The following is a 22,462-nucleotide window of genomic DNA, read 5'->3' on the forward strand; positions in this document are numbered from 1 at the left end:
CTACGGACCGGGCGGCGCGACCGCGACGCGGAAACGCGGGGCGGCCTTCTCGCCGTGCAGCGCCAGGCGGGCGAGCACGTCGCTCAGCGCCGGGCCGAACTTGAAACCGTGGCCGGAGAACCCGGTCGCGATCACGACCCGGCCGACGCGGTCGAGCACGAAGTCCTCCTGCTCGGTGCTGTCGTACAGGCAGCTGATGCCCTCCGGACGCGTCGCGTCCACGCCCGGCACCCACTCCGCCACGTAGCGCTGCAGCTGTTCCAGCCGATCGGGATCGATGCTCCGGTCGCGGGCGTCCGGGTCGATCTCCGGTCCGACGCCGTGGAAGCCGACCTTGACGCCCTCTCCGGGTGTCAGCAGCCCGTAGGCGCCGGCCACCCCATCCCGGGTCGGATGGTGCACGAAGCTGGGCCATGCGCTCTCCGTGTCCGCCGGGCCGGGCAGCAGCGGGAAGTGCGCCGGCTGCTCCTCGGTCACCCGGACGGTCGGCAGCTCCACGCCGTTCGCGGCCAGCCACGGGCGCAGGAGGAGCGGCGTCCACGACCCTGCCGCGACGACCACCGCGTCGGCCGTGTGCGCGTCGTCGCCGGCCGTGACCGTCACGCCGTCGCCGGACTCGTCCACCGCCGTCACGCGGGCGCCGAAGCGGAGCTGCGCCCCGGCCCGCTCGGCCGCGTCGAGCAAGGACTCCACCGCGTCCGCCGCCCGCAACCGGCCTCCGCCGGGGCTGAACAGCACGTGCTCCTCGAACCGGAGGCCCGGCCAGCGGACCTCGGCCTCCGCCGCCGTGAGGCGCTCATACGGCAGCCCGGCCGCATCCTGCGCCGCGGCGATCGCCTTCAGCGCCGCCGGGTCGCCGTGGTCGAGCGCGCCCGTCGCGTCCAGCAGCGTGCGGCCGGTCGCGCGCTCCAGCTCTTTCCAGCCCTGGAGCGCGCGGACCGACAGCTCCACGTAGTCCTGCTCTGCGTAGCCGTGGCGGAAGATCCGCGTCGCCCCGTGCGAGGATCCGCGATCGTGGCCGCGTTCGAACGCCTCCAGCAGCAGTACGGAGGCGCCCTCGCGCGCCAGCGACCAGGCCGTCGCCGCGCCGACGACCCCGGCGCCGATGACGATCACACTCGTTGCCATGCCGCCACCCTATCGAGCGGCCGACCACGAGCTCCGCCGTGCCTCTGCCCTTTCGCAGCCGGCGCCCCTTGAGGCACGCGGGATTCGGACTTGGATGGGGTCACCACGACGGAAGGACACCGACGATGTCGACCGATCAGTACCACGAGCCGCCGAGCGAGCTCAGCGAGGAGACGCGGACGTTCGCACGGATGTGCGCGAGCCTGTCCGAGGAGGCGGAGGCGATCGGCTGGTACGAGCAGCGCATCGCCGTCGAGAAGGACGAGGCCGCGCGGGCGATCATGCTGGACTCGCTCGCGGAGGAGTACAAGCACTTCAGCATGGAACTCGAATTCCTGCTGCGGGCGAAGCCCCAGTGGCGCGAGACCGCGAAGGGCATCCTGTTCCAGGACGGCGACATCGTGAAGCACGGCGAGGAGGCCGAAGAGGCAGCGGAGGACGCACCGCAGGGCTGACGCGGGCAGCAAAAAAGCCCCGGGAGAACCGGGGCTTCGCTTGCTGGGGTACCTGGACTCGAACCAAGAACAACTGAACCAGAATCAGCCGTGTTGCCAATTACACCATACCCCACCGGCCTGAACCGTAGTCCGGGCACGAGAAACAACTCTAGCCTACCGGCAGGCCGGACTACAAAACGGGTGCGTCCTCCATCGAGAGCCCGATGAGGTCGCGGTTGACGGCCGCCGCGACCACCGCACCGGAGCCCGCAGCGACGATCAGCTGCTGCGGGCCGGGCGCCGTCGTCTCGCCCGCCGCGTACACCCCGGGCAGCGACGTGCGCCCGTCCGCGTCGGTCAACAGGTAGCCGTCGGCGTCGCTGTCGAGGTCCAGCGCATCCACGAACGACAGGGAGGGCGACCACACCGGGCGGAGGAACCCGCCGGCCCGCTCGATGACCGTGCCGTCCTGGAGCCGGACGCCGGTCATGATGCCCTTCTCCCCCACCACGTCCTCGATCGGGCGGCGTTCGACCCGCACGCCGAAGCGGGCGAGCGTGCCCTCCTCGGCCTCGCCGATCGGTGCGACGCCGTTCGTGAACACGATCAGGTCGTCCGTCCACTGGGTGAGCAGGAGCGCGCGCTCGGCCAGGTCGTCGGTCTCGCCGATCAGGGCGAGCGGCCGGCCGGCCGACTCGAAACCGTCGCACTCGATGCAGCTGTGCAGCTGCGTGCCGTAGAAGGCGCGGATGCTCGGGATGGCCGGCATCGTCTCGGTCACGCCGGTCGCGACGACCACGGTGTCGGCGCGCACATCCACATCCGCGCCGCCCCGCACGCCGCGGCCGGTGACCCGGAATCCGTCACCCTCCACCGAGACCGCGCCGACCTGGGCGAAGACCACGGTCGCGTTGTCGTACGCGTCCACCTCCTCGCGGCCCATCCGGCGCAGCTCCAGCGGGCTGACGCCGTCGCGCGTGAGGAAGCCGTGGGCGAGCAGCGTGGCCGCGTGGCGGGGACGGTTGCCGTCCACCACGAGCACGCGCCGCCGGGCGCGGGCCAGGTTCAGGGCCGCGGACAACCCCGCAGGGCCCCCTCCGATGACGACGACCTCGTAGGACGGCTCGAGAGCCGACGCCGCGGGCACACCGGTCATCGCGCTACCCCAGGTCCGCCGACAGCCGGTCGAGCCGCGCGATGGTCTCCGCCTTGCCCAGAATCTCCATGGACTCGAACAGCGGCGGCGACACCCGGCGACCGGACAGCGCGACGCGCAGCGGGCCGAACGCCACCCGCGGCTTCAGCGCCATCCCCTCGACCAGGGCGTCGCGCAGCGCGGACTCGATCGCCTCGTGGTTCCACTCGGACTCGGGCACCAGCTCAAGAGCGCCGAGGGAGGCGGCCAGCACCTCGCCCGCATTGGCCGGGAGCGAGGCGCGCGCGTCGGGCTCCACCGCCAGGGATGCGGCGTCGGTGAACAGGAAGCCGAGCATGCCGGGCGTCTCGCCCAGCAGCTGCACGCGCTCCTGCACGAGCGGCGCCGCCTTCGTCAGCACCTCGTGCTGGGCGGGCGTCAGCGGCTCCTGGACCACACCGGCCGAGGCCAGATACGGGATGGTGCGCTCGGCGAAGTCGGCGACATCCAGCAGCCGGATGTGGTCGCCGTTGATCGACTCCGCCTTCTTCAGGTCGAAGCGGGCCGGGTTCGGGTTGACGTCCTCCACGTCGAACGCCGCCACCATCTCCGCCAGCGAGAAGACATCGCGGTCGTGGGTCAGCGACCAGCCGAGCAGCGCCAGGTAGTTGACCAGGCCCTCGGGGATGAAGCCGCGGTCGCGGTGGTGGAACAGGTTCGACTCGGGGTCGCGCTTGGAGAGCTTCTTGTTGCCATCGCCCATCACGTACGGCAGGTGGCCGAACCGCGGGACGAAGGTGGTCACGCCGGCGTCGATCAGCGCGTGGTAGAGCGCGATCTGGCGCGGGGTCGACGACAGCAGGTCCTCGCCGCGGAGCACGTGGGTGATGCCCATCAGGGCGTCGTCCACCGGGTTCACGAACGTGTACAACGGGTGGCCGTTCGGGCGCACGACGACGAAGTCGCTGAAGGATCCGGCCTTGAAGGTGATCTCGCCGCGCACCAGGTCGTCGAAGCTGAGGTCGTCGTCCGGCACGCGCAGGCGCAGCGCCGGCTCGCGGCCCTCGGCGCGGTAGGCGGCCTTCTGCGCGTCGGTGAGGTCGCGCTCGAAGTTGTCGTAGCCGAGCTTCGGGTCGCGGCCGAGCGACACGTTGCGCGCCTCGATCTCCTCCGCCGTGGCGAAGCTCTCGTAGATGTGGCCGGAATCGCGCAGCTTCTGGATGAGGTCGCTGTAGATGCCGTACCGCTGCGACTGCCGGTACGGGCCGTGCGGGCCTCCGACGTCGATGCCCTCATCCCAGTCGAGCCGCAGCCAGCGCAGCGCCTCGAGGATCTGATGGTAGCTCTCCTCGCTGTCGCGGGCGGCGTCGGTGTCCTCGATGCGGAACACCAGCTTGCCGCCCGTGTGGCGCGCGTACGCCCAGTTGAACAGGGCGGTGCGGATCAGGCCGACGTGCGGGGTTCCGGTCGGCGACGGGCAGAAGCGCACGCGCACATCGGCGCCGGTGGCCTCGGAGAACGGGTGTGCGATCGAGTCAGACATACGTCTTCGATCCTACCGGGGAGGCTACTTCGGGGCGCGCACCGGATTCACCAGCGATCCGACGCCCTCGACCTCCACCTCGACCGTGTCGCCGGCCTTCATGGGGCCGATGCCGGAGGGAGTGCCGGTCAGGATGACGTCGCCGGGGAGCAGCGTGAAGACGCTCGACGCGTACGCCACGATCGACGGGATGTCGTGCACCATGTCCGAGATCGGCGCCTCCTGCTTCAGCTCGCCGTTGAGGCGGGTCCGCAGCACGGCGTCCGGAGCCAGCTCGGTCTCGATGACCGGGCCGAGCGGGCAGAACGTGTCGAAGCCCTTCGCGCGCGTCCACTGGCCGTCCTTCTCCTGCAGGTCGCGCGCGGTCACGTCGTTCGCCACGGTGTACCCGAAGATGTGCTCAGCGGCGTTCTCGGCGCGGACGTTGCGGGCGATCTTCCCGATCACCACGGCCAGCTCGCCCTCGTAGTCGACGCGCTCCGACTGCGGCGGCACCACGATCGCATCGCCGAGGCCGATCACGGCCGTGTTCGGCTTCAGGAACAGCAGCGGCTCGCCCGGCGCCTCTCCGCCCATCTCGGCGGCGTGCTCGCGGTAGTTCTTGCCGACGGCGACGACCTTCGAGCGCGGGATGACCGGCGCGAGCAGTGAGCCGACCTTCGCCAGCGGCACGCGTTCCCCGGTGGTCTCGAATCCGACGAACATCGGGTCGCCCGCGAGCACGACCAGGGCGTCGTCGTCGACGATGCCGTAGTCGATGGCCGGGGTCGACGAGCCTTCGCGGGTGTGGCTGAAACGTGCGATCTTCACGCGTCCGAGCCTAGCGCCGACAGGATGCGGGCAAGGGAGGGGGTGGGGATGCCGTGCCGCTCCCCGATGCGGAGCAGCGCCCCGCCCAGGGCGTCGAGCTCGCTGGGCGCGCCGGTGGCGAGGTCTTCCTGGAGGGAGGTCCGCATCCCGCCGGGGACGCTGCGCAGGGCCCGCACGAGCTCGAGCTCGGACGCGGGTACGCCCTCGGCCGCGGAGCAGGCGACCACCTCCCGCACGACGCCCTCGGTCAGCTCGGGATCCTCGCTCAACGCCGAGCCGGCGGGCTGCCGCCAGTACGAGGTCAGCAGGGCGAGCGAGGCGAGCAGCCGGAACTTCGCCCACAGCACCTCGGCCTCGGAGCCGCCGACGCGCACGCTGGGGCCCGCGTCGGTGAGCGCGCGCACCGAGGCGAAGCCGGCGGCCGCGTCCGGCGCCTCGATCCGGACGAACGGGCTCCGGTGGTCGATCACGGTGGTGGATGCGCGCAGTGCCGACACCGCGATGGATGCGCCAGCGACCGGCACGCCGGGCAGGGCCGCACGCAGCGGCTCCATGTGCTCGACGCCGTTGAGGAACGAGATCACCTCGGTGGGCCCGGCGGCCGTGATGCCCGCGAGCACGTCATCCAGACCGAAGGCCTTGGTCGCGAGCAGGACGCTGGCGCCGGGAGGCACCTCGGTCGCCGCGTGGACGCGCTCGACGCCGTCGCCGAACAGCTCGCTGCGCACCTCGATTCCGTCGCGACGGATCGCCTCGACCGTCGCCGGTCGGCCGACTGCGACGACCTCGTGTCCGGCCCGGTGAAGCAGCCAGGCCAGCAGGCCGCCGACCGCGCCCGGTCCGACGACCGCGAAGACCGTCCCGTCACCCTCCGTCACCGCAGACTCCCCTCGTCAGCCCGCGCGAGGTGCTCGACGTTGCGGCGCCTCACGGCGTGTCGACGGCAACGACGAGCACCTCGCGGGAGGAATTACGCGTCGAGGCGGTACATCCAGTTGTGGCGGTCGCGCTCGCGGCCGTACTGGATGTCCGTCAGCTCCTGGCGCAGCGACATCGTCAGCTCGCCGGGAGGCGCCGTGATGTCGCCCACCGTGAAGGTGTCCGACTTGAGCTCACCGATCGGCGTGATCACCGCGGCGGTGCCGCACGCGAACACCTCGACGATGTCGCCCGACTCCACGCCGTCGCGCCACTCGTCGAGCGTCACCTTGCGGCGCTCCACGGCGTGACCGCGGTCGCGGGCCAGCTGCAGCACGGAGTCGAGGGTGATGCCCTCGAGGATGCTGTCCGACTCCGGAGTGATCAGCGTGCCGTCCTTGCGCACCAGCACCACGTTCATCCCGCCGAGCTCTTCGAGGTACTTTCCCTCGACCGAGTCGAGGAAGAGCACCTGGGCGCAGCCGTGCTCGTACGCCTCCGACTGCGGCAGCAGGCTGGAGGCGTAGTTGCCGCCGGTCTTCGCCGCACCCGTTCCGCCCTTGCCCGCACGCGACCAGCGGTCGGACAGCCAGATGGACACCGGGGCGACGCCGCTCGGGAAGTACGCGCCGGCCGGGCTCGCGATCAGGTAGTACGCGACCTTGTTGGCCGGGCGGACGCCGAGGAACGCCTCCTTGGCGAACATGAAGGGACGGAGGTACAGGCTGGTCTCCGGTGCGTCCGGCACCCAGTCGCCGTCGACGGCGATGAGCTGCTTGAGCGAGTCGAGGAAGTGCTCGACCGGCAGCTCGGGAAGAGCCAGGCGGTACGCCGAGCGCTGCATGCGGGCCGCGTTCGCCTCCGGGCGGAAGCCCCAGATCGAGCCGTCCTCGTGGCGGTAGGCCTTGAGCCCCTCGAAGATCTCCTGCGCGTAGTGGAACACCGCGGCCGACGGCTCCAGCTGGATGGGTCCGTAGGGAGAGACGCGCGGACGGTGCCAGCCGCCCTTCGCGGACCAGCAGATGTCGACCATGTGGTCCGTGAAGTGGTTGCCGAAGCCGGGATCCGCGAGGATCTCGGCCCGGGTGGCCGCATCGCGCGCGGCCTCGTTGCGGGTGACGTTCCAGAGCAGGCCCGAGGTCTCGGTGGGTCCGCTGGTGAGGGAGATGCTGGTCGAAGTCATGACAGGTCCTTTATGCGACGGTGATTCAATTCTGCGCCACTCGTGCGGCGATCGCTGCGCCGATCTCGGAGGTCGTTCGCGCAGCGCCCGTGCGGGCGGCGAGGTCGGCGGTCACCGCCTGCTCCACGCGTCCGGCGAGCTCCTTCTCGCCGAGGTGGCGGAGCAGGAGTGCCGTGGAGAGGATGGCGGCGGTGGGGTCGGCCTTCTGCTGGCCGGCGATGTCGGGGGCCGATCCGTGAACCGGCTCGAACATGCTCGGAAAGGCCCCGGCCGGGTTGATGTTGCCCGAGGCCGCCAGCCCGATGCCGCCGCTGATCGCGGCCGCGAGGTCGGTGAGGATGTCGCCGAAGAGGTTGTCCGTGACGATCACATCGAATCTAGCAGGATCCGTGACCAGGAAGATCGTGGCCGCGTCGACGTGGAGGTAGTCGACCGTGACGTCGGGGTGTTCGGCGGCCACCGCATCCACGATCCGCTTCCAGAGGGAGCCGGCGAAGGTGAGCACGTTGGTCTTGTGGACCAGGGTGAGCTTCCGCCTCCGCTGCCCGGCCTGCTCGAACGCGTAGCGCACCACCCGCTCGACCCCGTACGCGGTGTTCACCGACACCTCGTTGGCGATCTCGTGGGGCGTGCCCTGCCGGATGACGCCGCCGTTGCCGACGTACGGGCCCTCCGTCCCCTCGCGCACGACGACGAAGTCGACATCGCCCGGGTTCGCCAGCGGGCTGGCGATGCCGGGGAAGAGCGTCGTCGGACGCAGGTTCACGTAGTGGTCGAGCGAGAACCGCAGCTTCAGCAGGAGCCCGCGCTCGATGTTCGCCCCGGCCAGCCGCGGGTCGCCCGGGACGCCGCCGACCGCGCCGAGCAGGATGGCGTCGTGGCTCTTGATCGCCTCCAGGTCGTCGTCGGTCAGGACATCACCCGTCGCCAGGTAGCGGTCGGCGCCGAGCGAGAAGTGCGTCTTCTCGAACGAGAGCCCGCTCCCCTCCGTCACCGCGTCGAGCACCGCGACGGCCTCGGCGATGACCTCCGGACCGATCCCGTCCCCGGGGATGACGGCGAGCTTGACGGTACGGGACATGGCACTCCTGCGCTGGTCGATGGTGGGAACCGGTAGTGCCACCCTATCGCCGCGGCACGACATCGACGGGCGCTCAGGAGCGCACGTGACGCAGGGTGATCAGGGCGACGACGGCGGCGGTCGCCACCAGGCCGATGCCGATCACCGCGGTGAGCCCGACCCCGCTGTCGAACGCCGCTCTGGCCGACGCCAGCAGCTGCTCGCCGAGCGCGTCCGGCAGACCCGCCGCGACGGCGACCGCGCCGCCCAGCGTCTCCCCCGCTGCGTCCGCCTGCGCGGCCGTCAGCCCGTCGGGAACGACGAGGGTCGCCCGGTAGGAGGCCGTGATCAGGGTGCCGAGAGTGGCTGTGCCGAGCACGGCTCCCAGCTCGTACGCCGTTTCCGACACCGCCGACGCGGCGCCCGCCTTCGCGGCGGGAGCGGTCGAGATCACCAGCTCGTTCGAGACGGTCTCGGCCCCGCCGATGCCCGCGCCCAGGAGCACGAACGCGGCCAGCAGGACGCCCCACGGCGCTCCGCCTCCGGTCAGGGCGACCAGGAGGTAGCCCGCAGCGGAGAAGGTCAGCCCTCCCGCGATCACGACGCCCGGCCGGATGCGGCGGGCGATCGGGACGACGACGAGCCCGGCCACGATCATCGTGAGCAGCCCGGGGAGCAGCACGAGCCCGGACTGCAGCGGCGTCAGCCCGATCACGAGCTGCAGGTGCTGGGATACGAAGAACAGGAAGCCGACGAGAGACACGACGCTGAGCAGGTTGACGACGACGGCTCCGCTGAACGCGGGACGGGTGAACAGCCGCATGTCGAGCATCGGCACCGGGCGGCGGAGCTGCCGCCGGACGAACAACGCGCCGCTCGCGGCGCCCACCCCGATCGCGAGGACGGCGACGGGCGAGAAGCCGTCGACCGCCAGCGCCTTGATGCCGTAGACGATCGGCGCCATGGTCAGGAGCGAGAGGACGATGCCGGGCACATCCACCGGCCCGGGCGCGGGGTCACGCGACTCGCGCACCAGCAGGGGCGCGAGCACGAGCAGCGGGATGAGGACGGGCACCGCGAGCAGGAACACGGACCCCCACCAGAAGTGCTCCAGGAGCACTCCTCCGACGATCGGGCCGAGGGCGGAGCCTGCCGCGAAGCCGGAGGCCCAGATCGCGATCGCCAGCCGGCGCTGCTCCCGGTCGAGGAAGACGCTGCGCAGCAGCGACAGGGTGGACGGCATGAGCATGGCGCCGAAGACGCCGAGAGCCGCGCGTGCGGCGATGAGCAGCTCGGCGGTCGGCGCGAAGGCGGCCACCGCCGACACGACGGCGAAGCCCGTGGCGCCGATGAGCAGCAGCCGGCGACGGCCGATGCGGTCGCCGAGGCTGCCCATGGCGACGAGGAGGCCCGCGAGAACGAGCGGGTAGATGTCGACGATCCACAGCATCCCGGTCGCCGACGGGCGCAGCGCCTCGGAGATGGCGGGCAGGGCGAAGCTGAGCACGGTGTTGTCGACGGAGACGAGCAGCGTCGGCAGCATGAGGACGCCGAGCGCCGCCCAACCGCGCACGCCGGCACGCGTGATCGACGGGGTCGGGAGGGTCGGTGTCGTGGTCATGCTGTAACTGTACCGTCTGGACGGTACAGTCGCAAAGCGGTCCCGCTACCATGGAGGCATGCCGTCCGCGCCAGCGTCCCCCTCCCCCGCATCGCCCGGCGCCGCGTCGCCCGCGCCTGGAGCGTCCGGCGGAGGCGTCGCGTCGACGGGGGCGCCGGCGGCTCCGGTCTCCGCGCGCGACCGCGTGCTCGACGCCTTCGAGGAGCTGCTCGCCGAGCAGAGCGAGCGCGCCGCGACCCTCGACGCCGTCGCCGCCCGCGCCGGCGTCTCGAAGGGCGGGCTGCTCTATCACTTCGCGTCGAAGGAGGCGCTGGCCGCCGGCGTGCTCGACCGCTTCGCGGCCCTCATCGACGACGACCTCGCCGCCATGCGGGCGGCCCCCGACGGCCCGGTGGACTACTTCCTCCGGACGTCGATCCCCACCGACTCCCGCTTCGAGCGCGCGATCGTCGCGATCGCCCGGCTGGCGCAGGCGGCCGACCCGCGGGCGCGCGACGCCCTCGCGAGCGCGCAGCGGCGCTGGCTGGAGGTGCTGCAGGAGGCGGTAGGCGACCCGCTGGTGGCGCGCACGATCATGCTGATCGGCGACGGGATGTACTACAACACCGCCCTGCTTCCCGCGGCCAACAACGTGCTCAGGGACGAGACGGACATCGACGATCTGGTCGCTCTGATCCGCCGGTTCGCCGGGGACGCGTAAACCGGACGCGCGCGTAAACCGGACGCGCGCGTAAACCGGACGTGCGCGTAAACCGGACGCGCGCGTAAACCGGACGCGCGCGTAAACCGGACGCGCGCGTAAACCGGACGCGCGCGTAAACCGGACGCGCGCGTAAACCGCACACGCGCACACCGGACCTAGCGTCGGAGAAAGCGCCGCAGATCTCCGACGGAACGCGGTCCGGATGGAGTTCCGGCGCGATCGGGCGCCGATCTCCGACCGTGGGAGGCCGATCTCCGACCGTGGGAGGCCGATCTCCGGCGGTGGCCGCCGGAGACCCGCCCGGCGGCCGTCAGGACTCGGTGATGTCGATCTCCTGCATGAGGTCGGCGTCGATCGCGAGCCGCACCTTCTCGAGCAGGCCGTCCGGCACGCGCGAGTCGACGGTGAGCACGCTGAGCGCCTTGCCTCCGGCCGAGGTCCGGGCGACCTGCATGCCCGCGATGTTGATCTCCGCCTCGCCGAACTCGCGGCCGTAGACCGCGACGATGCCGGGACGGTCGTCGTAGACCATGACGACGAGGTGCTCGGCGACCGGCACCTCCACGTCGTAGCCGTTGATCCCGACGATCTTCTCGATCTGCTTCGGGCCAGTCAGCGTGCCGGACACGGCGATCTGCGAACCGTCGCTCAGGGCGCCGCGCAGGGTGATCAGATTGCGGTACTCCTCGCTCACCGAGTCGGTGATGAGGCGGACCTCGATGCCGCGCTGGTCGGCGAGCAGGGGCGCGTTCACGTACGACACGGTCTCGCTGACGATGTTGGTGAAGATGCCCTTCAGCGCCGCGAGCTTCAGCACGCTGACGTCGTAGTCGGCGAGCTCGCCGCGCACCTCGACGTCGACGCTCGTCACGGGGCTGCTCGCGAGCCCGGAGAACACCTGGCCCAGCTTCTCGACGAGCGGGATGCCGGGGCGCACGTACGGGTCGATGACGCCGCCGGCGACGTTCACCGCGTCGGGCACCAGCTCGCCCGACAGCGCAAGCCGCACCGAGCGCGCGACCGAGACGCCCGCCTTCTCCTGCGCCTCGTCGGTGGATGCGCCCAGGTGCGGCGTCACCACGACGTTCTCGAGCGCGAGCAGCGGGGAGTCCTGCGGCGGCTCCGAGACGAAGACGTCGAGCCCGGCGCCCGCGATCGTGCCGGTGGTCAGGGCGCGGTAAAGCGCATCCTCGTCGATCAGGCCGCCGCGGGCCACGTTGACGATGAACGCCGTCTTCTTCATCAGGGCCAGCTGGTCGTCGGAGATCATGCCGGTGGTCTCCGGCGTCTTCGGCATGTGGATGGTGATGAAGTCGGACTGCGCCAGCAGCTCGTCGAGCGTCACCAGCTGGACGCCCAGCTGCTGGGCCCGCGCGCTCGTGACGTACGGGTCGTACGCGATGACGTTGGTCCCGAACGACTGCAGGCGCGCGGTGATCAGAGCACCGATGCGGCCGAGGCCGATGATGCCGATGGTCTTCTCGTACAGCTCGACGCCGGTGTACTTCGACCGCTTCCACTGTCCCTGCGCGAGCGCGTTGTGCGCGGCGGGGATGTGGCGGGCGAGGCTCAGGATGTGGCCGACCGTGAGCTCGGCGGCCGAGATGATGTTCGACGTCGGCGCGTTGACGACCATGACGCCGGCGTTGGTCGCCGTCTTGATGTCGACGTTGTCGAGCCCGACGCCGGCGCGGGCGATGACCTTGAGGACCGGTGCGGCGGCGATGACCTCGGCGTCCACCTTGGTCGCGGAGCGCACCAGGATGGCGTCGGCGTCGGCGACCGCCGCGAGCAGCGCCGGCCGATCGGTCCCGTCCACCGAGCGGATCTCGAAGTCGGGCCCCAGGGCGTCGACGGTGGCGGGCGAGAGTTCTTCGGCGATCAGGACGACCGGCTTTGTCACGTGGCAGTTCCTTACAGAGGGCGAGGGCTGGCTTGGGAGGACGGCGCCACGGTCGGTGGGGCGCGGAACGGCTTAACTCTAGCGGGCGGCCACCGCCCCCTTTCGCCGCGTTACGCCACCTGTGGACAACCACAGGAGAGGATGGCACGGTGACACTTCTCGAGATCGCACAGCTCATCGTCCGCATCCTTCTCGCGGTGGTGTTCGTCGCGATGGGGACGCTGCACTTCGTTCCGGGCCCGGCGCGCGGCATGGCGGCGATGGTGCCGCCGGCCCTGCGCGTGGTCCGGCCGGGCATCCTGGTCGCGATCACCGGTGTCTGCGAGATCCTGGGCGGGATCGGCCTCCTGATCCCGGCCACCCGGGTGCCCGCCGCGATCTGCCTGGCCGTCTTCCTCATCGCCGTGTTCCCGGCCAACGCCTACGCCGCGGGCAAGACGGAGCGGTTCGGCGTCTTCGCGACGCCGCTCGTCCCGCGGCTGGTCCTGCAGATCGTGCTGATCGCCCTCTGCGTGTTCTGCGCGCTGTAGCGGCCGGGGGGGGCTACCCCCGCGCCGCGGCCTCCACGGCCGCGCGGACGATCCGGGCGTCCGTGATGTCATAGGTCGCCGCGCCCCCGCCCGGGCCGCTCGGCGAACCCTGCACGCCGTCGCGCGCGGAGAGGTGCACCGCATCCACCCCGGTCGCCGCGATCGCGGGGATGTCGTCGACGCGCACTCCCCCTCCCGCCATGACCTGCACCCGGCCGCCGACGCGATCCGCCAGCTGACGCAGCACAGGGACGCCGTCGATGCTCCGCTCTGCGCCTCCGGAGGTGAGGATGCGCGTCACGCCGAGTCCGGCCAGCTGCTCGGCCGCCGCGAGCGGGTCGGGCGACACGTCGATCGCCCGGTGGAACGTCACGGCGAGCGGACCGGCGGCGGTGCGGATCGCGGCGACGGCTTCCGCGTCCACGGCGCCACTGTCGTCGAGGGCGCCGACGACGACCCCCGCCGCGCCCGCGTCGCGGGCGAAGCGCACGTCGGCGATGGTCAGCGCCAGCTCGTCGGCGTCGTAGACGAACCCGCCGCCGCGCGGGCGGATGAGGACGTGGACGAACCCGTCGCGGCCGCCCGCGCGCGCTTCGGCGACCGCGCCGGTGATGAGCGCGGCGGACGGGGTGAGACCGCCCATCCCGAGCGCGCTGCACAGTTCGACGCGGTCGGCGCCCTCCGCCAGGGCCACGCGCACGCCGGCGATGTCCTGGACGGCGATCTCGACGGCGATGCCCATGTGGCTCCTGACGCAGAAGGGTGCCGCACGCGTCGCGTGCGGCACCCTGAGACTACTGCGGTGCGGTTACGAGGCGCGGGCCGCGATCAGCGCGCGACCTCGCCGTCGACGTAGTCGTCGTCGTTCGACGCGTTCCAGGCGAAGAGCTTGCGCAGCTCGCGGCCGGTGGCCTCGATGGGGTGCTGCTCGCCCTTCTTGCGGAGGGCCAGGAACTCCGGGGCGCCGGCGTCCTGGTCGGCGATGAAGCGCTTGGCGAAGGTGCCGTCCTGGATGTCGGAGAGCACCGCCTTCATGTTCTCCTTCACGTGCGGGTCGATGACGCGCGGTCCGGAGACGTAGTCGCCGTACTCGGCCGTGTCGGAGACGCTCCAGCGCTGCTTGGCGATGCCGCCCTCCCACATCAGGTCGACGATGAGCTTGAGCTCGTGCAGCACCTCGAAGTAGGCGACCTGCGGCTGGTAGCCGGCCTCGGTCAGGGTCTCGAAGCCGTACTGGACGAGCTGCGAGACGCCGCCGCAGAGCACGGCCTGCTCGCCGAAGAGGTCGGTCTCGGTCTCCTCGGTGAAGGTCGTCTTGATGCCGCCGGCGCGGAGGCCGCCGATCGCCTTCGCGTACGAGAGCACGAGCGGCCAGGCGTTGCCCGACGCGTCCTTCTCGACGGCGACGATGACGGGGACGCCACGGCCGGCCTCGTACTCGCGGCGCACCGTGTGGCCGGGGCCCTTCGGTGCGACCATGATCACGTCGACGCCCTCCGGCGCCTCGATGTAGCCGAAGCGGATGTTGAATCCGTGGCCGAAGACGAGGGCGTTGCCCTCCTGCAGGTTGTCCTTGATGTCGTCGGCGTACAGGTGACGCTGCACCTGATCCGGCGCGAGGATGACGATGACGTCGGCCCAGGCCGCCGCGTCGGAGGCGCTGAGGACGCGGAAGCCCGCCTCCTCGGCCTTCGGCTTCGACTTCGAGCCCTCCTTGAGGCCGATGACGACCTCGACGCCCGAGTCGCGGAGGTTCTGCGCGTGCGCGTGGCCCTGCGAGCCGTAACCGATGACGGCGACCTTCTTGCCCTGGATGATCGAGAGGTCCGCGTCGTTGTCGTAGTAGATCTCAGCCACTGCTGCTTCTCCTTGCTGGTTGGGTCGTGTGTGAAGTCGTGTGTGAATTGGTCGGTCCGCCGAGCGGCGGGCTCAGTTCCGGAAGACGCGCTCGGTGATGGACTTGCCGCCGCGGCCGATCGCGAGCAGGCCCGACTGGGCCATCTCCTTGATGCCGTACGGCTCGAGCACCTTGAGCAGCGCCTGGGTCTTCCCGCTGTCGCCGGTGACCTCGATCACCAGCGCATCCGTCGCGACATCGACCACGCGGGCGCGGAAGAGGTTGACGGCCTCGAGCACCTGGGAACGCGTGGAGTTGTCCACCCGCACCTTGATGAGCAGGTGCTCGCGCTGAACGGACTGCGCGGGGTCGAGCTCGACGATCTTGATGACGTTGATCAGCTTGTTGAGCTGCTTGGTCACCTGCTCGAGCGGGAGGTCTTCGACGTCGACGACGACCGTGATGCGCGACAGCCCGTCGACCTCGCTGGTCCCCACCGCGAGCGAGTGGATGTTGAACCCGCGACGGGCGAACAGCCCCGCCACGCGGGTCAGCAGACCCGGCTTGTCCTCCACGAGGAGGCTCAGAACGTGCGTGCTCATGGTCACTCCCCTCCGAACGACGGGCTGTGGTCGCGGGCGTACTGGACGTAGCTGTTGCTGACGCCCTGCGGGACCATCGGCCACACCATGGCGTCGGCGCTGACGACGAAGTCGATCACCACCGGGCGGTCGTTGGTCTCCAGCGCCAGCTTGATGGCGGCGTCGACCTCCTCCTCCTTCGTGACGCGGATGCCGAGGGCGCCGTACGCCTCCGCCAGCTTCACGAAGTCGGGGACGCGCACGGTGTCGTGGCCCGTGTTGAGGTCGGTGTTGGAGTAGCGGCCGTCGTAGAAGAGCGTCTGCCACTGCCGCACCATCCCGAGCGACGAGTTGTTGATGATCGCGACCTTGATCGGGATGTCGTTGATCGTGCAGGTGGCGAGCTCCTGATTGGTCATCTGGAAGCAGCCGTCGCCGTCGATCGCCCACACCACGCGGTCGGGCTGGGCGACCTTCGCGCCCATCGCCGCCGGCACCGAGTAGCCCATGGTCCCGGCGCCGCCGGAGTTGAGCCACGAGTTGGGCCGCTCGTACTTGATGAACTGCGCGGCCCACATCTGGTGCTGGCCGACGCCCGCCGTGTAGACGCCCTCCGGGCCGGTGAGCTCACCGATCCGCTGGATGACGTACTGCGGAGCGAGCAGCCCGTCGGTCGTCGGCGTGTACCCGAGCGGGAACTCCTCGCGGAGCCCGTTCAGGTAGGTCCACCACTCGATGAGGTCGGGCGCCGCCGAGCGGGTCGCGTCCTGGAACGCGGCGGTCAGATCGACGATGACGTCCTTGGCATCGCCGACGATGGGGACGTCGGCGACACGGATCTTGGAGATCTCGGCAGGGTCGACGTCGACGTGCACGATCTTCGCGTTTGGCGCGAACAGCGAGGTGTTGCCGGTGACCCGGTCGTCGAACCGCGCACCGAGCGAGATGATGAGGTCCGACTCCTGCAGCGCGAGCACCGCGGGCACCGTGCCGTGCATGCCGGGCATGCCGAGGTGCTGCTTGTGCGTGTCCGGGAAGGCGCCGCGCGCGGTCAGCGTGGTGACGACCGGCGCGCCGGTCGCCTCGGCGAGCTCGAACAGCTCCTGCGACGCGCGGGCGCGGATCACTCCGCCGCCCACGTAGAGCACGGGCTTCTTGGCCTCGGCGAGCAGCTGGGCCGCTGCCAGGACCTGCTTGCCGTGGGCCTTGGTGATCGGCCGGTAGCCCGGCAGATCGACCTTCGGGGGCCACACGAACGGAGCGGTGTTCTGCTGCGCGTCCTTGGTGATGTCGACGAGGACGGGACCGGGACGACCAGTGCCGGCGATGTGGTACGCCGCCGCGATCGTCGAGGGGATGTCCTCGACGTCCTTCACCAGGAAGGAGTGCTTGGTGATCGGCATCGTGATGCCCACGATGTCGGCCTCCTGGAACGCGTCCGTGCCCATCAGGGTGGAGAACACCTGGCCGGTGATGAACACCACGGGGACGGAGTCCATGTGCGCGTCCATGATCGCCGTGACGAGATTGGTGGCGCCGGGGCCGGAGGTCGCCATGGCGACCCCGACCTTGTTGGACGCCACCGCGTAGCCCTCGGCGGCGTGACCGCCGCCCTGCTCGTGACGGACGAGGACGTGACGGATCCGGGTGGAGTCCATAATCGCGTCGTAGATGGGGAGGATGGCACCCCCGGGGAGCCCGAAGGCGTCGGTGACGCCGAGGAGCTCGAGGGTGCGGACGACCGACTGGGAGCCGGTCAGGATCTCGGGCGACGCCTTGCCCGGCGTCGCGGACGGCAACACACTGCTGGGGGTTGCATCCGTGGACATGCCTGTCATCAGTCCTTACATACTGCGGTGGTCGGTGGTGGTGCGAACGGCCCCTACCCGGTGACGGCTCCTTCAGCTGCGGAGCGCACGAGCTTGGAGAACTTCGCGAGAACGCCACGGGTATAGCGCGGGGGAAGAGGCGCCCAGCCTTCACGGCGGGCGGTCAGCTCAGACTCGTCGACAAGTAGGTCGAGGGAGCGAGCCGCGATATCGACCCGTATCAGATCACCATCGCGCACGAAGGCGATGGGACCTGCGTCCACCGCTTCGGGTGCTATGTGGCCGATGCACAGGCCGGTTGTGCCGCCTGAGAATCGTCCGTCCGTCAATAGTAGTACATCCTTGCCGAGGCCTGCGCCCTTGATGGCGGCGGTGATGGCGAGCATCTCGCGCATGCCCGGTCCGCCCTTCGGGCCCTCGTAGCGGATGATCACGACGTCGCCTGCCTTGATGGTGCCCTCGGTGAGCGCGTCCATCGCGGCGCGCTCGCGCTCGAAGACCCGCGCGGGGCCCTCGAACACCTCGGCGTCGAAGCCGGCCGTCTTGACGACAGCGCCCTCGGGCGCGAGCGAGCCCTTGAGGATCGTGATGCCGCCCGTCGGGTGGATGGGGTTGTCGAGCGAGCGCATGACCTCGCCGTCCGGGGCGGGCGGGTTGATCTCGGCGAGGTTCTCGGCGACGGTCTTGCCCGTCACCGTGAGGCAGTCGCCGTGCAGGAGACCCGCATCGAGCAGGGCCTTCATGACGACGGGGACGCCGCCGTGGCGGTCGACGTCGTTCATCACGTACTTGCCGAAGGGCTTCAGGTCGCCGATATGCGGGACCTTGTCGCCGATGCGGTTGAAGTCGTCGATGGTGAGGTCGACCTCGGCCTCGTGCGCGATCGCGAGGAGGTGGAGCACGACGTTGGTCGAGCCGCCGAACGCCATGGCGACGGCGATGGCGTTCTCGAACGCCTCCTTCGTCAGGATGTCGCGCGCGGTGATGCCCTTCTTGAGCAGGTTCACGACGGCCTCGCCGGAGCGGTGCGCGTAGTAGTCGCGGCGACGGTCGGCCGACGGCGGCGCGGCGGAGCCCGGAAGGCTCATTCCGAGCGCCTCGGCGACGGAGGCCATGGTGTTGGCCGTGTACATGCCGCCGCAGGCGCCCTCGCCCGGGGCGATGGCGCACTCGATGCGCTTGAGGTCTTCTTCGCTCATCTTGCCGGCCTTGCACGCGCCGACCGCCTCGAAGGAGTCGATGATCGTGACGTCCTTCTCCGTGCCGTCGGAGAGCTTCACCCAGCCGGGGGCGATGGAGCCCGCGTAGAGGAAGACAGCGGAGAGGTCGAGGCGGGCCGCCGCCATCAGCATGCCGGGGAGCGACTTGTCGCATCCCGCCAGCAGGACGGTGCCGTCGAGGCGCTCGGCCATCATGACGGTCTCGACCGAGTCGGCGATGACCTCGCGCGACACGAGCGAGAAGTGCATGCCCTCATGGCCCATCGAGATGCCGTCGGAGACGGAGATGGTGCCGAACTGGAGCGGGTACCCGCCGCCCGCGTGCACGCCTTCCTTGGCGCCCTGCGCGAGGCGGTCGAGCGAGAGGTTGCATGGCGTGATCTCGTTCCACGAGCTGGCGATGCCGATCTGCGGCTTCTCCCAGTCTTCGTCTCCCATGCCGACGGCGCGGAGCATCCCGCGGCTAGTGGTGGCTTCGATCCCGTCCGTGACGACGCGCGAACGCGGCTTCCAATCGACTTCTGGCATGGAACAACTCTAGGACGTCTCGAATGCCGCTCCGACCATGCGTCGGCGACCGGTGGACAACCCGATCTGGCGTCAGTCTGTTGACGACTTCAGGTGCGCCTCACGCGCCTGCGCCAGCAGGCCGAGCAGGGTGGCGATCGCGCGCTCGTCGGCGACGCGGTACTGCGCGGCCGTCTCCCCCGCGCCCACCTTGATCCCGACGTCGCCGCGCTCGGGGTGCAGCACAGCGAAGCCGTCCTCGTCGGTGACGTCGTCGCCGGCGAAGAGCACGGCGGTCGCGTGCGTGTACTCGCGGAGGCGCTCGACGCCGTCGCCCTTGTCCGCGCCGCGGATGGAGAACTCGATGATGTCCTTGCCGTCACGGATGGTCAGCTCGTCGCTCACCGCCGCGGCGGCCTCGCGGGCGCGGGCGACGACCTCCGGTCCGCGTCCGGCCGACACCCGGCGATAGTGCACCCCGAACCCGACCGGCTTCGTCTCCAGCTTGGTGTCCGGGATGTCGTCGACCAGCGCCTGCAGCGCCGCGCCGAGCCGAGCCAGGGTGTCCTGCTCCCGGGCGTCGAGATCGAGGCTGACGCCGTCGCGGCCGAAACGGATCTCGACGCCGTGCGAGCCGACCAGCAGGGCGTCCTCGTCGGCCTCCGTCACGGTCTCGAGGCTCGACAGCGGCCGTCCGGAGACGTAGGCGACCCACGTGTCCGGCAGGTGCTCGAGCCGGTCGAGCGCTGCTTTCGACTCGGGCAGCGCGCGGGCGCCGCGCGGCACGTCGACGAACGGCGCGAGCGTGCCGTCGAAGTCGAGGGCGAGCAGCAGCCGATCCGTCCGCGCCAGCTCCTGGAGCGCAGAAGCGAGGGCGATGGCGGAGGCGGGCGGGCGGTGCGAGGCGGTGTCGGTCATGGGTCTTTCTGCGGGAGGGTGGGGTGGATGCGGCTCAGCGCCGGTTGACCGGCGGGTTCTGCAGCGGGTGGTCCCCGTGCGCGCTGCGGGTCAGCGCGTCGAGGAAGGACGCCGACCAGCGGGCGACGTCGTTCGTGAGCACCTTCTTGCGCAGCGCGCGCATCCGCCGTGTGCGGTCGCGGCGCGGCATGGCGAGCGCCTGCAGGACGGTCTCCTTGAGCCCCTCGATGTCGTGCGGGTTGATCAGGAGGGCCTGCCGCAGCTCGTCGGAGGCGCCCGCGAACTCGCTGAGCACGAGAACGCCGTCCTCGTCCACGCGCGTTGCGACGTACTCCTTGGCCACCAGGTTCATGCCGTCGCGCAGTGCGGTGACGAGCATCACGTCGGCGGCGAGGTACAGCGCCACCATCTCCTCGCGCGGGTACCCGTGGTGGAGGTACGCGATGGCCGTGTGGCCCAGCGTCGAGTAGTCGCCGTTGATGCGGCCGACGGTCAGCTCGATCTCGTCGCGCAGCTGACGGTAGGTCTCGACGCGCTCACGGCTGGGGCTGGCGACCTGGACCAGCGTGACGTCCTCCGCGTTCAGCCTGCCCTCTTCGAGCAGCTCGCCGAACGCCTTCAGCCGGTGACCGATCCCCTTGGTGTAGTCGAGACGGTCGACGCCGAGCATGATCTTCTCGGGGTTGCCGAGCTCCTCGCGGATCTCGCGTGCCCTGGCCTGGATCTCCGGCCGCCTGGCGAGCTCCTGGTACTGGTCGGCGTCGATCGAGATCGGGAACGCGCGGGCCAGCACCGTGCGCACCAGTCCACCTCGGCGGTCGGTGGTGACGTGGCGGTGCGATCCGGCCTCGGGGTCGTCGGCGTCGATCGGCACCTCGATGATGGGGCCGCGGGTCTCGAAGCCCTTCAGCCGCCGGACCGCACGCGAGAAGTTGCCGGCGTCGGCGACGCGCTGGAAGCCGATCACGTCCGCGCCGAGCAGGCCGTCGATGATCTGGCGGCGCCACGGCAGCTGAGAGTAGATGCCGTACGGCGGGAACGGGATGTGGTTGAAGAACCCGATCACCAGGTCCGGCCGTAGCTCCCGCAGCATCGCGGGGACCAGCTGCAGCTGGTAGTCGTGCACCCAGACGACGGCGCCGGGGGCGGAGACCGAGGCGGCCGCCTGCGCGAACCGGCGGTTGACCTTCACGTAGCTCTCCCACCACTCGCGGTGGTAGCTCGGCTGGGCGATGACGTCGTGGTACAGCGGCCACAGGGTGTCGTTGGAGAAGCCCTCGTAGTACTCCTGCAGCTCCTGGTCGGAGAGCGGGACGGGCAGGATGTTGATGCCGCCGGCCTCGAAGGGCTCGATCTCCTCGCCCGCGACGCCGGCCCAGCCGATCCAGACGCCGTCCTGCGAGCGCATCACCGGCTCGAGCGCCGCGACCAGGCCGCCGGGCGATGGCCGCCAGTCGGCGTTCCCGCTCTCGTCGACCACGCGGTCGACGGGCAGTCGGTTGGACACGATGACCAGGTCGTACGTGTCGTCGTTCGTGGTGGTGCTCGCGGTGGTCGTCGTCGATTCAGGCGTCGCGGTGATGGTGGGTCAACTCCCTCGAGGGGTCGGGATGTGGCACCTGCCAGGGTACCAGCGTCCTCCGAGCCCGCTCAGGGGCGGTCCGCCTAGTGCGCCTGGCCCAGCAGCTGGATGAGCCGGCTCGCGTACTCCGCGTAGCCCGCGGCGGTCGGGTGGAACACGTCGGGACCGGTCGTGTTGAGCCACGGCTTCCTGTCGCCGATCGCGTGCCCGGCGAAGTCGACCGGCAGATATGTCATCGCCTTGCCGTCGGCCCGCTGCTGGTCGACCGCCTGGCGGATCACCTCGTTGAGGCCGAGGGTGGCTGCGTTGATCGCGGCGGCGGTGCCGAAGTCGGGGGCGTTCGGGTCGGACGCGTCGTAGAGGAGGGTGTAGCCGGTGACGACGATGCGCGCGTTGGGGGCGGACTGCGCGATGGCGCTGTAGACCGTGTCGAGGCGGTCGGGCAGGACGTTCAGCAGGGAGAGCGCTGCCGTGACCTCGTTGCGGCAGGCGGCGGCCTTCCCCGCTGCGCAGTCCCCCGCGATCGCGGCGACGCCGAGGTCGTTGCCGCCGATGCTCACGGTGACGAGGTCGGTGCGGTCGTCCAGCGCGCTGAGCTGGTGCTTGAGGAGGTCGGAGGTGGTGGCTCCGGCGCAGGCGGCGTTCACGACGAGGTCCACGCCGGACTCGCGGGCGAACACCGCGGGGTAATTCGAGGGGCTCACTCGGCACTTGCCCTTCTCGTCGCCGCCGCCCATGCCCGCGGCGAACGAGTCGCCGAGGGCGACGTACCGGGTGGACGGGGTGAGCGGCTCCTTCGGGAAGGGGTCGGGCGTCGCGGTGGGCGTCGGCACCGCCGAGGACACCGCCCGCGGCGGCTCGGCACTCGTCGGCGCCGAGGAGCACGCCGTCAGCACGGTCAGGACGCCTGCCGCGGCGACCAGGGCGACGGCGCGGAGCGCACGCGAGGAGCGCGGCGCGCGGCGGGGCGCGCTGGAGGTCCGGGGTGCTTCGGGTCGCATCCCATCGAGGGTAGTC

General features: G+C 70.7%; 20 protein-coding genes and 1 tRNA gene. 3 read left to right on the top strand and 18 right to left on the bottom strand.

Annotated elements, in window-relative coordinates; all coding sequences use genetic code 11:
- Complete coding sequence (locus BLW09_RS10215; protein WP_089911935.1) at positions 1–1,128, bottom strand: FAD-dependent oxidoreductase; 1,128 nt, start codon at positions 1,126–1,128, stop codon at positions 1–3.
- A 125-nt stretch (positions 1,129–1,253) separates the two neighbouring features.
- Between BLW09_RS10215 and BLW09_RS10220 the strand changes: the two genes are divergently transcribed.
- On the top strand, positions 1,254–1,583 hold the full coding sequence (locus BLW09_RS10220; protein WP_089911938.1) for a ferritin family protein: 330 nt from the start codon (positions 1,254–1,256) through the stop codon (positions 1,581–1,583).
- A 43-nt stretch (positions 1,584–1,626) separates the two neighbouring features.
- Here the strand turns inward: BLW09_RS10220 and BLW09_RS10225 are convergent.
- From BLW09_RS10225 to BLW09_RS10260, 8 genes are all read right to left on the bottom strand, one after another.
- Positions 1,627–1,698, bottom strand: a tRNA-Gln gene (locus tag BLW09_RS10225).
- A 57-nt stretch (positions 1,699–1,755) separates the two neighbouring features.
- Entirely contained in the window at positions 1,756–2,721 is a 966-nt protein-coding gene (locus BLW09_RS10230) for an NAD(P)/FAD-dependent oxidoreductase (protein WP_089911941.1), read from the bottom strand.
- A gap of 4 nt (positions 2,722–2,725) precedes the next feature.
- Entirely contained in the window at positions 2,726–4,243 is a 1,518-nt protein-coding gene (gene gltX, locus BLW09_RS10235) for a glutamate--tRNA ligase (RefSeq protein WP_089911944.1), read from the bottom strand.
- Between the two features lie 24 nt (positions 4,244–4,267).
- On the bottom strand, positions 4,268–5,053 hold the full coding sequence (locus tag BLW09_RS10240) for a fumarylacetoacetate hydrolase family protein (RefSeq protein ID WP_089911947.1): 786 nt from the start codon (positions 5,051–5,053) through the stop codon (positions 4,268–4,270).
- Positions 5,050–5,931 carry a ketopantoate reductase family protein gene (locus BLW09_RS10245; protein WP_089911950.1) on the bottom strand — a complete coding sequence of 294 codons (882 nt, stop codon included), beginning with the start codon at positions 5,929–5,931 and terminating at the stop codon, positions 5,050–5,052. Before BLW09_RS10245 ends, BLW09_RS10240 begins: the two co-directional genes overlap by 4 nt.
- Before the next feature lie 92 nt (positions 5,932–6,023).
- Positions 6,024–7,154 carry a branched-chain amino acid aminotransferase gene (locus BLW09_RS10250; protein ID WP_089911953.1) on the bottom strand — a complete coding sequence of 377 codons (1,131 nt, stop codon included), beginning with the start codon at positions 7,152–7,154 and terminating at the stop codon, positions 6,024–6,026.
- A 25-nt stretch (positions 7,155–7,179) separates the two neighbouring features.
- On the bottom strand, positions 7,180–8,235 hold the full coding sequence (locus tag BLW09_RS10255; protein WP_089911958.1) for a 3-isopropylmalate dehydrogenase: 1,056 nt from the start codon (positions 8,233–8,235) through the stop codon (positions 7,180–7,182).
- 73 nt (positions 8,236–8,308) lie between these two features.
- Positions 8,309–9,835, bottom strand: a complete 1,527-nt coding sequence (locus BLW09_RS10260; protein WP_089911960.1) for an MFS transporter — start codon at positions 9,833–9,835, stop codon at positions 8,309–8,311.
- 58 nt (positions 9,836–9,893) lie between these two features.
- Between BLW09_RS10260 and BLW09_RS10265 the strand changes: the two genes are divergently transcribed.
- Positions 9,894–10,535, top strand: coding sequence for a TetR/AcrR family transcriptional regulator (locus BLW09_RS10265; RefSeq protein WP_231946775.1), 642 nt, complete (start codon positions 9,894–9,896; stop codon positions 10,533–10,535).
- A gap of 313 nt (positions 10,536–10,848) precedes the next feature.
- Here BLW09_RS10265 and serA read toward each other — a convergent pair whose 3' ends face one another.
- Positions 10,849–12,441, bottom strand: a complete 1,593-nt coding sequence (gene serA, locus BLW09_RS10270; RefSeq protein WP_089911963.1) for a phosphoglycerate dehydrogenase — start codon at positions 12,439–12,441, stop codon at positions 10,849–10,851.
- 149 nt (positions 12,442–12,590) lie between these two features.
- Between serA and BLW09_RS10275 the strand changes: the two genes are divergently transcribed.
- Positions 12,591–12,971: a DoxX family protein gene (locus BLW09_RS10275; protein ID WP_089911967.1), complete on the top strand. Its 381-nt coding sequence runs from the start codon at positions 12,591–12,593 to the stop codon at positions 12,969–12,971.
- A gap of 13 nt (positions 12,972–12,984) precedes the next feature.
- Here the strand turns inward: BLW09_RS10275 and BLW09_RS10280 are convergent, their stop codons facing one another.
- The 8 genes from BLW09_RS10280 to BLW09_RS10315 form a co-directional block, all read right to left on the bottom strand.
- Positions 12,985–13,713: a copper homeostasis protein CutC gene (locus BLW09_RS10280; RefSeq protein ID WP_089911970.1), complete on the bottom strand. Its 729-nt coding sequence runs from the start codon at positions 13,711–13,713 to the stop codon at positions 12,985–12,987.
- A gap of 86 nt (positions 13,714–13,799) precedes the next feature.
- Positions 13,800–14,828: a ketol-acid reductoisomerase gene (gene ilvC / locus BLW09_RS10285; protein ID WP_018190579.1), complete on the bottom strand. Its 1,029-nt coding sequence runs from the start codon at positions 14,826–14,828 to the stop codon at positions 13,800–13,802.
- Positions 14,829–14,900: 72 nt separating this feature from the next.
- Positions 14,901–15,410, bottom strand: coding sequence for an acetolactate synthase small subunit (gene ilvN / locus BLW09_RS10290; protein WP_026307135.1), 510 nt, complete (start codon positions 15,408–15,410; stop codon positions 14,901–14,903).
- Positions 15,411–15,412: 2 nt separating this feature from the next.
- Complete coding sequence (locus tag BLW09_RS10295; protein WP_089911971.1) at positions 15,413–17,218, bottom strand: acetolactate synthase large subunit; 1,806 nt, start codon at positions 17,216–17,218, stop codon at positions 15,413–15,415.
- Positions 17,219–17,271: 53 nt separating this feature from the next.
- On the bottom strand, positions 17,272–18,966 hold the full coding sequence (gene ilvD, locus BLW09_RS10300) for a dihydroxy-acid dehydratase (RefSeq protein WP_089911974.1): 1,695 nt from the start codon (positions 18,964–18,966) through the stop codon (positions 17,272–17,274).
- A 72-nt stretch (positions 18,967–19,038) separates the two neighbouring features.
- The gene (gene otsB, locus BLW09_RS10305; RefSeq protein WP_089911976.1) at positions 19,039–19,863 is read right to left on the bottom strand and encodes a trehalose-phosphatase; all 825 of its coding nucleotides are present in this window, start codon (positions 19,861–19,863) and stop codon (positions 19,039–19,041) included.
- A gap of 34 nt (positions 19,864–19,897) precedes the next feature.
- Positions 19,898–21,370, bottom strand: coding sequence for an alpha,alpha-trehalose-phosphate synthase (UDP-forming) (gene otsA, locus BLW09_RS10310; RefSeq protein ID WP_089911980.1), 1,473 nt, complete (start codon positions 21,368–21,370; stop codon positions 19,898–19,900).
- A gap of 158 nt (positions 21,371–21,528) precedes the next feature.
- Positions 21,529–22,446 carry an SGNH/GDSL hydrolase family protein gene (locus tag BLW09_RS10315; RefSeq protein WP_089911983.1) on the bottom strand — a complete coding sequence of 306 codons (918 nt, stop codon included), beginning with the start codon at positions 22,444–22,446 and terminating at the stop codon, positions 21,529–21,531.
- Positions 22,447–22,462 lie beyond the last annotated feature (16 nt).

This window comes from Leifsonia sp. 21MFCrub1.1, assembly GCF_900107895.1.
GTDB lineage: Bacteria > Actinomycetota > Actinomycetes > Actinomycetales > Microbacteriaceae > Leifsonia > Leifsonia soli.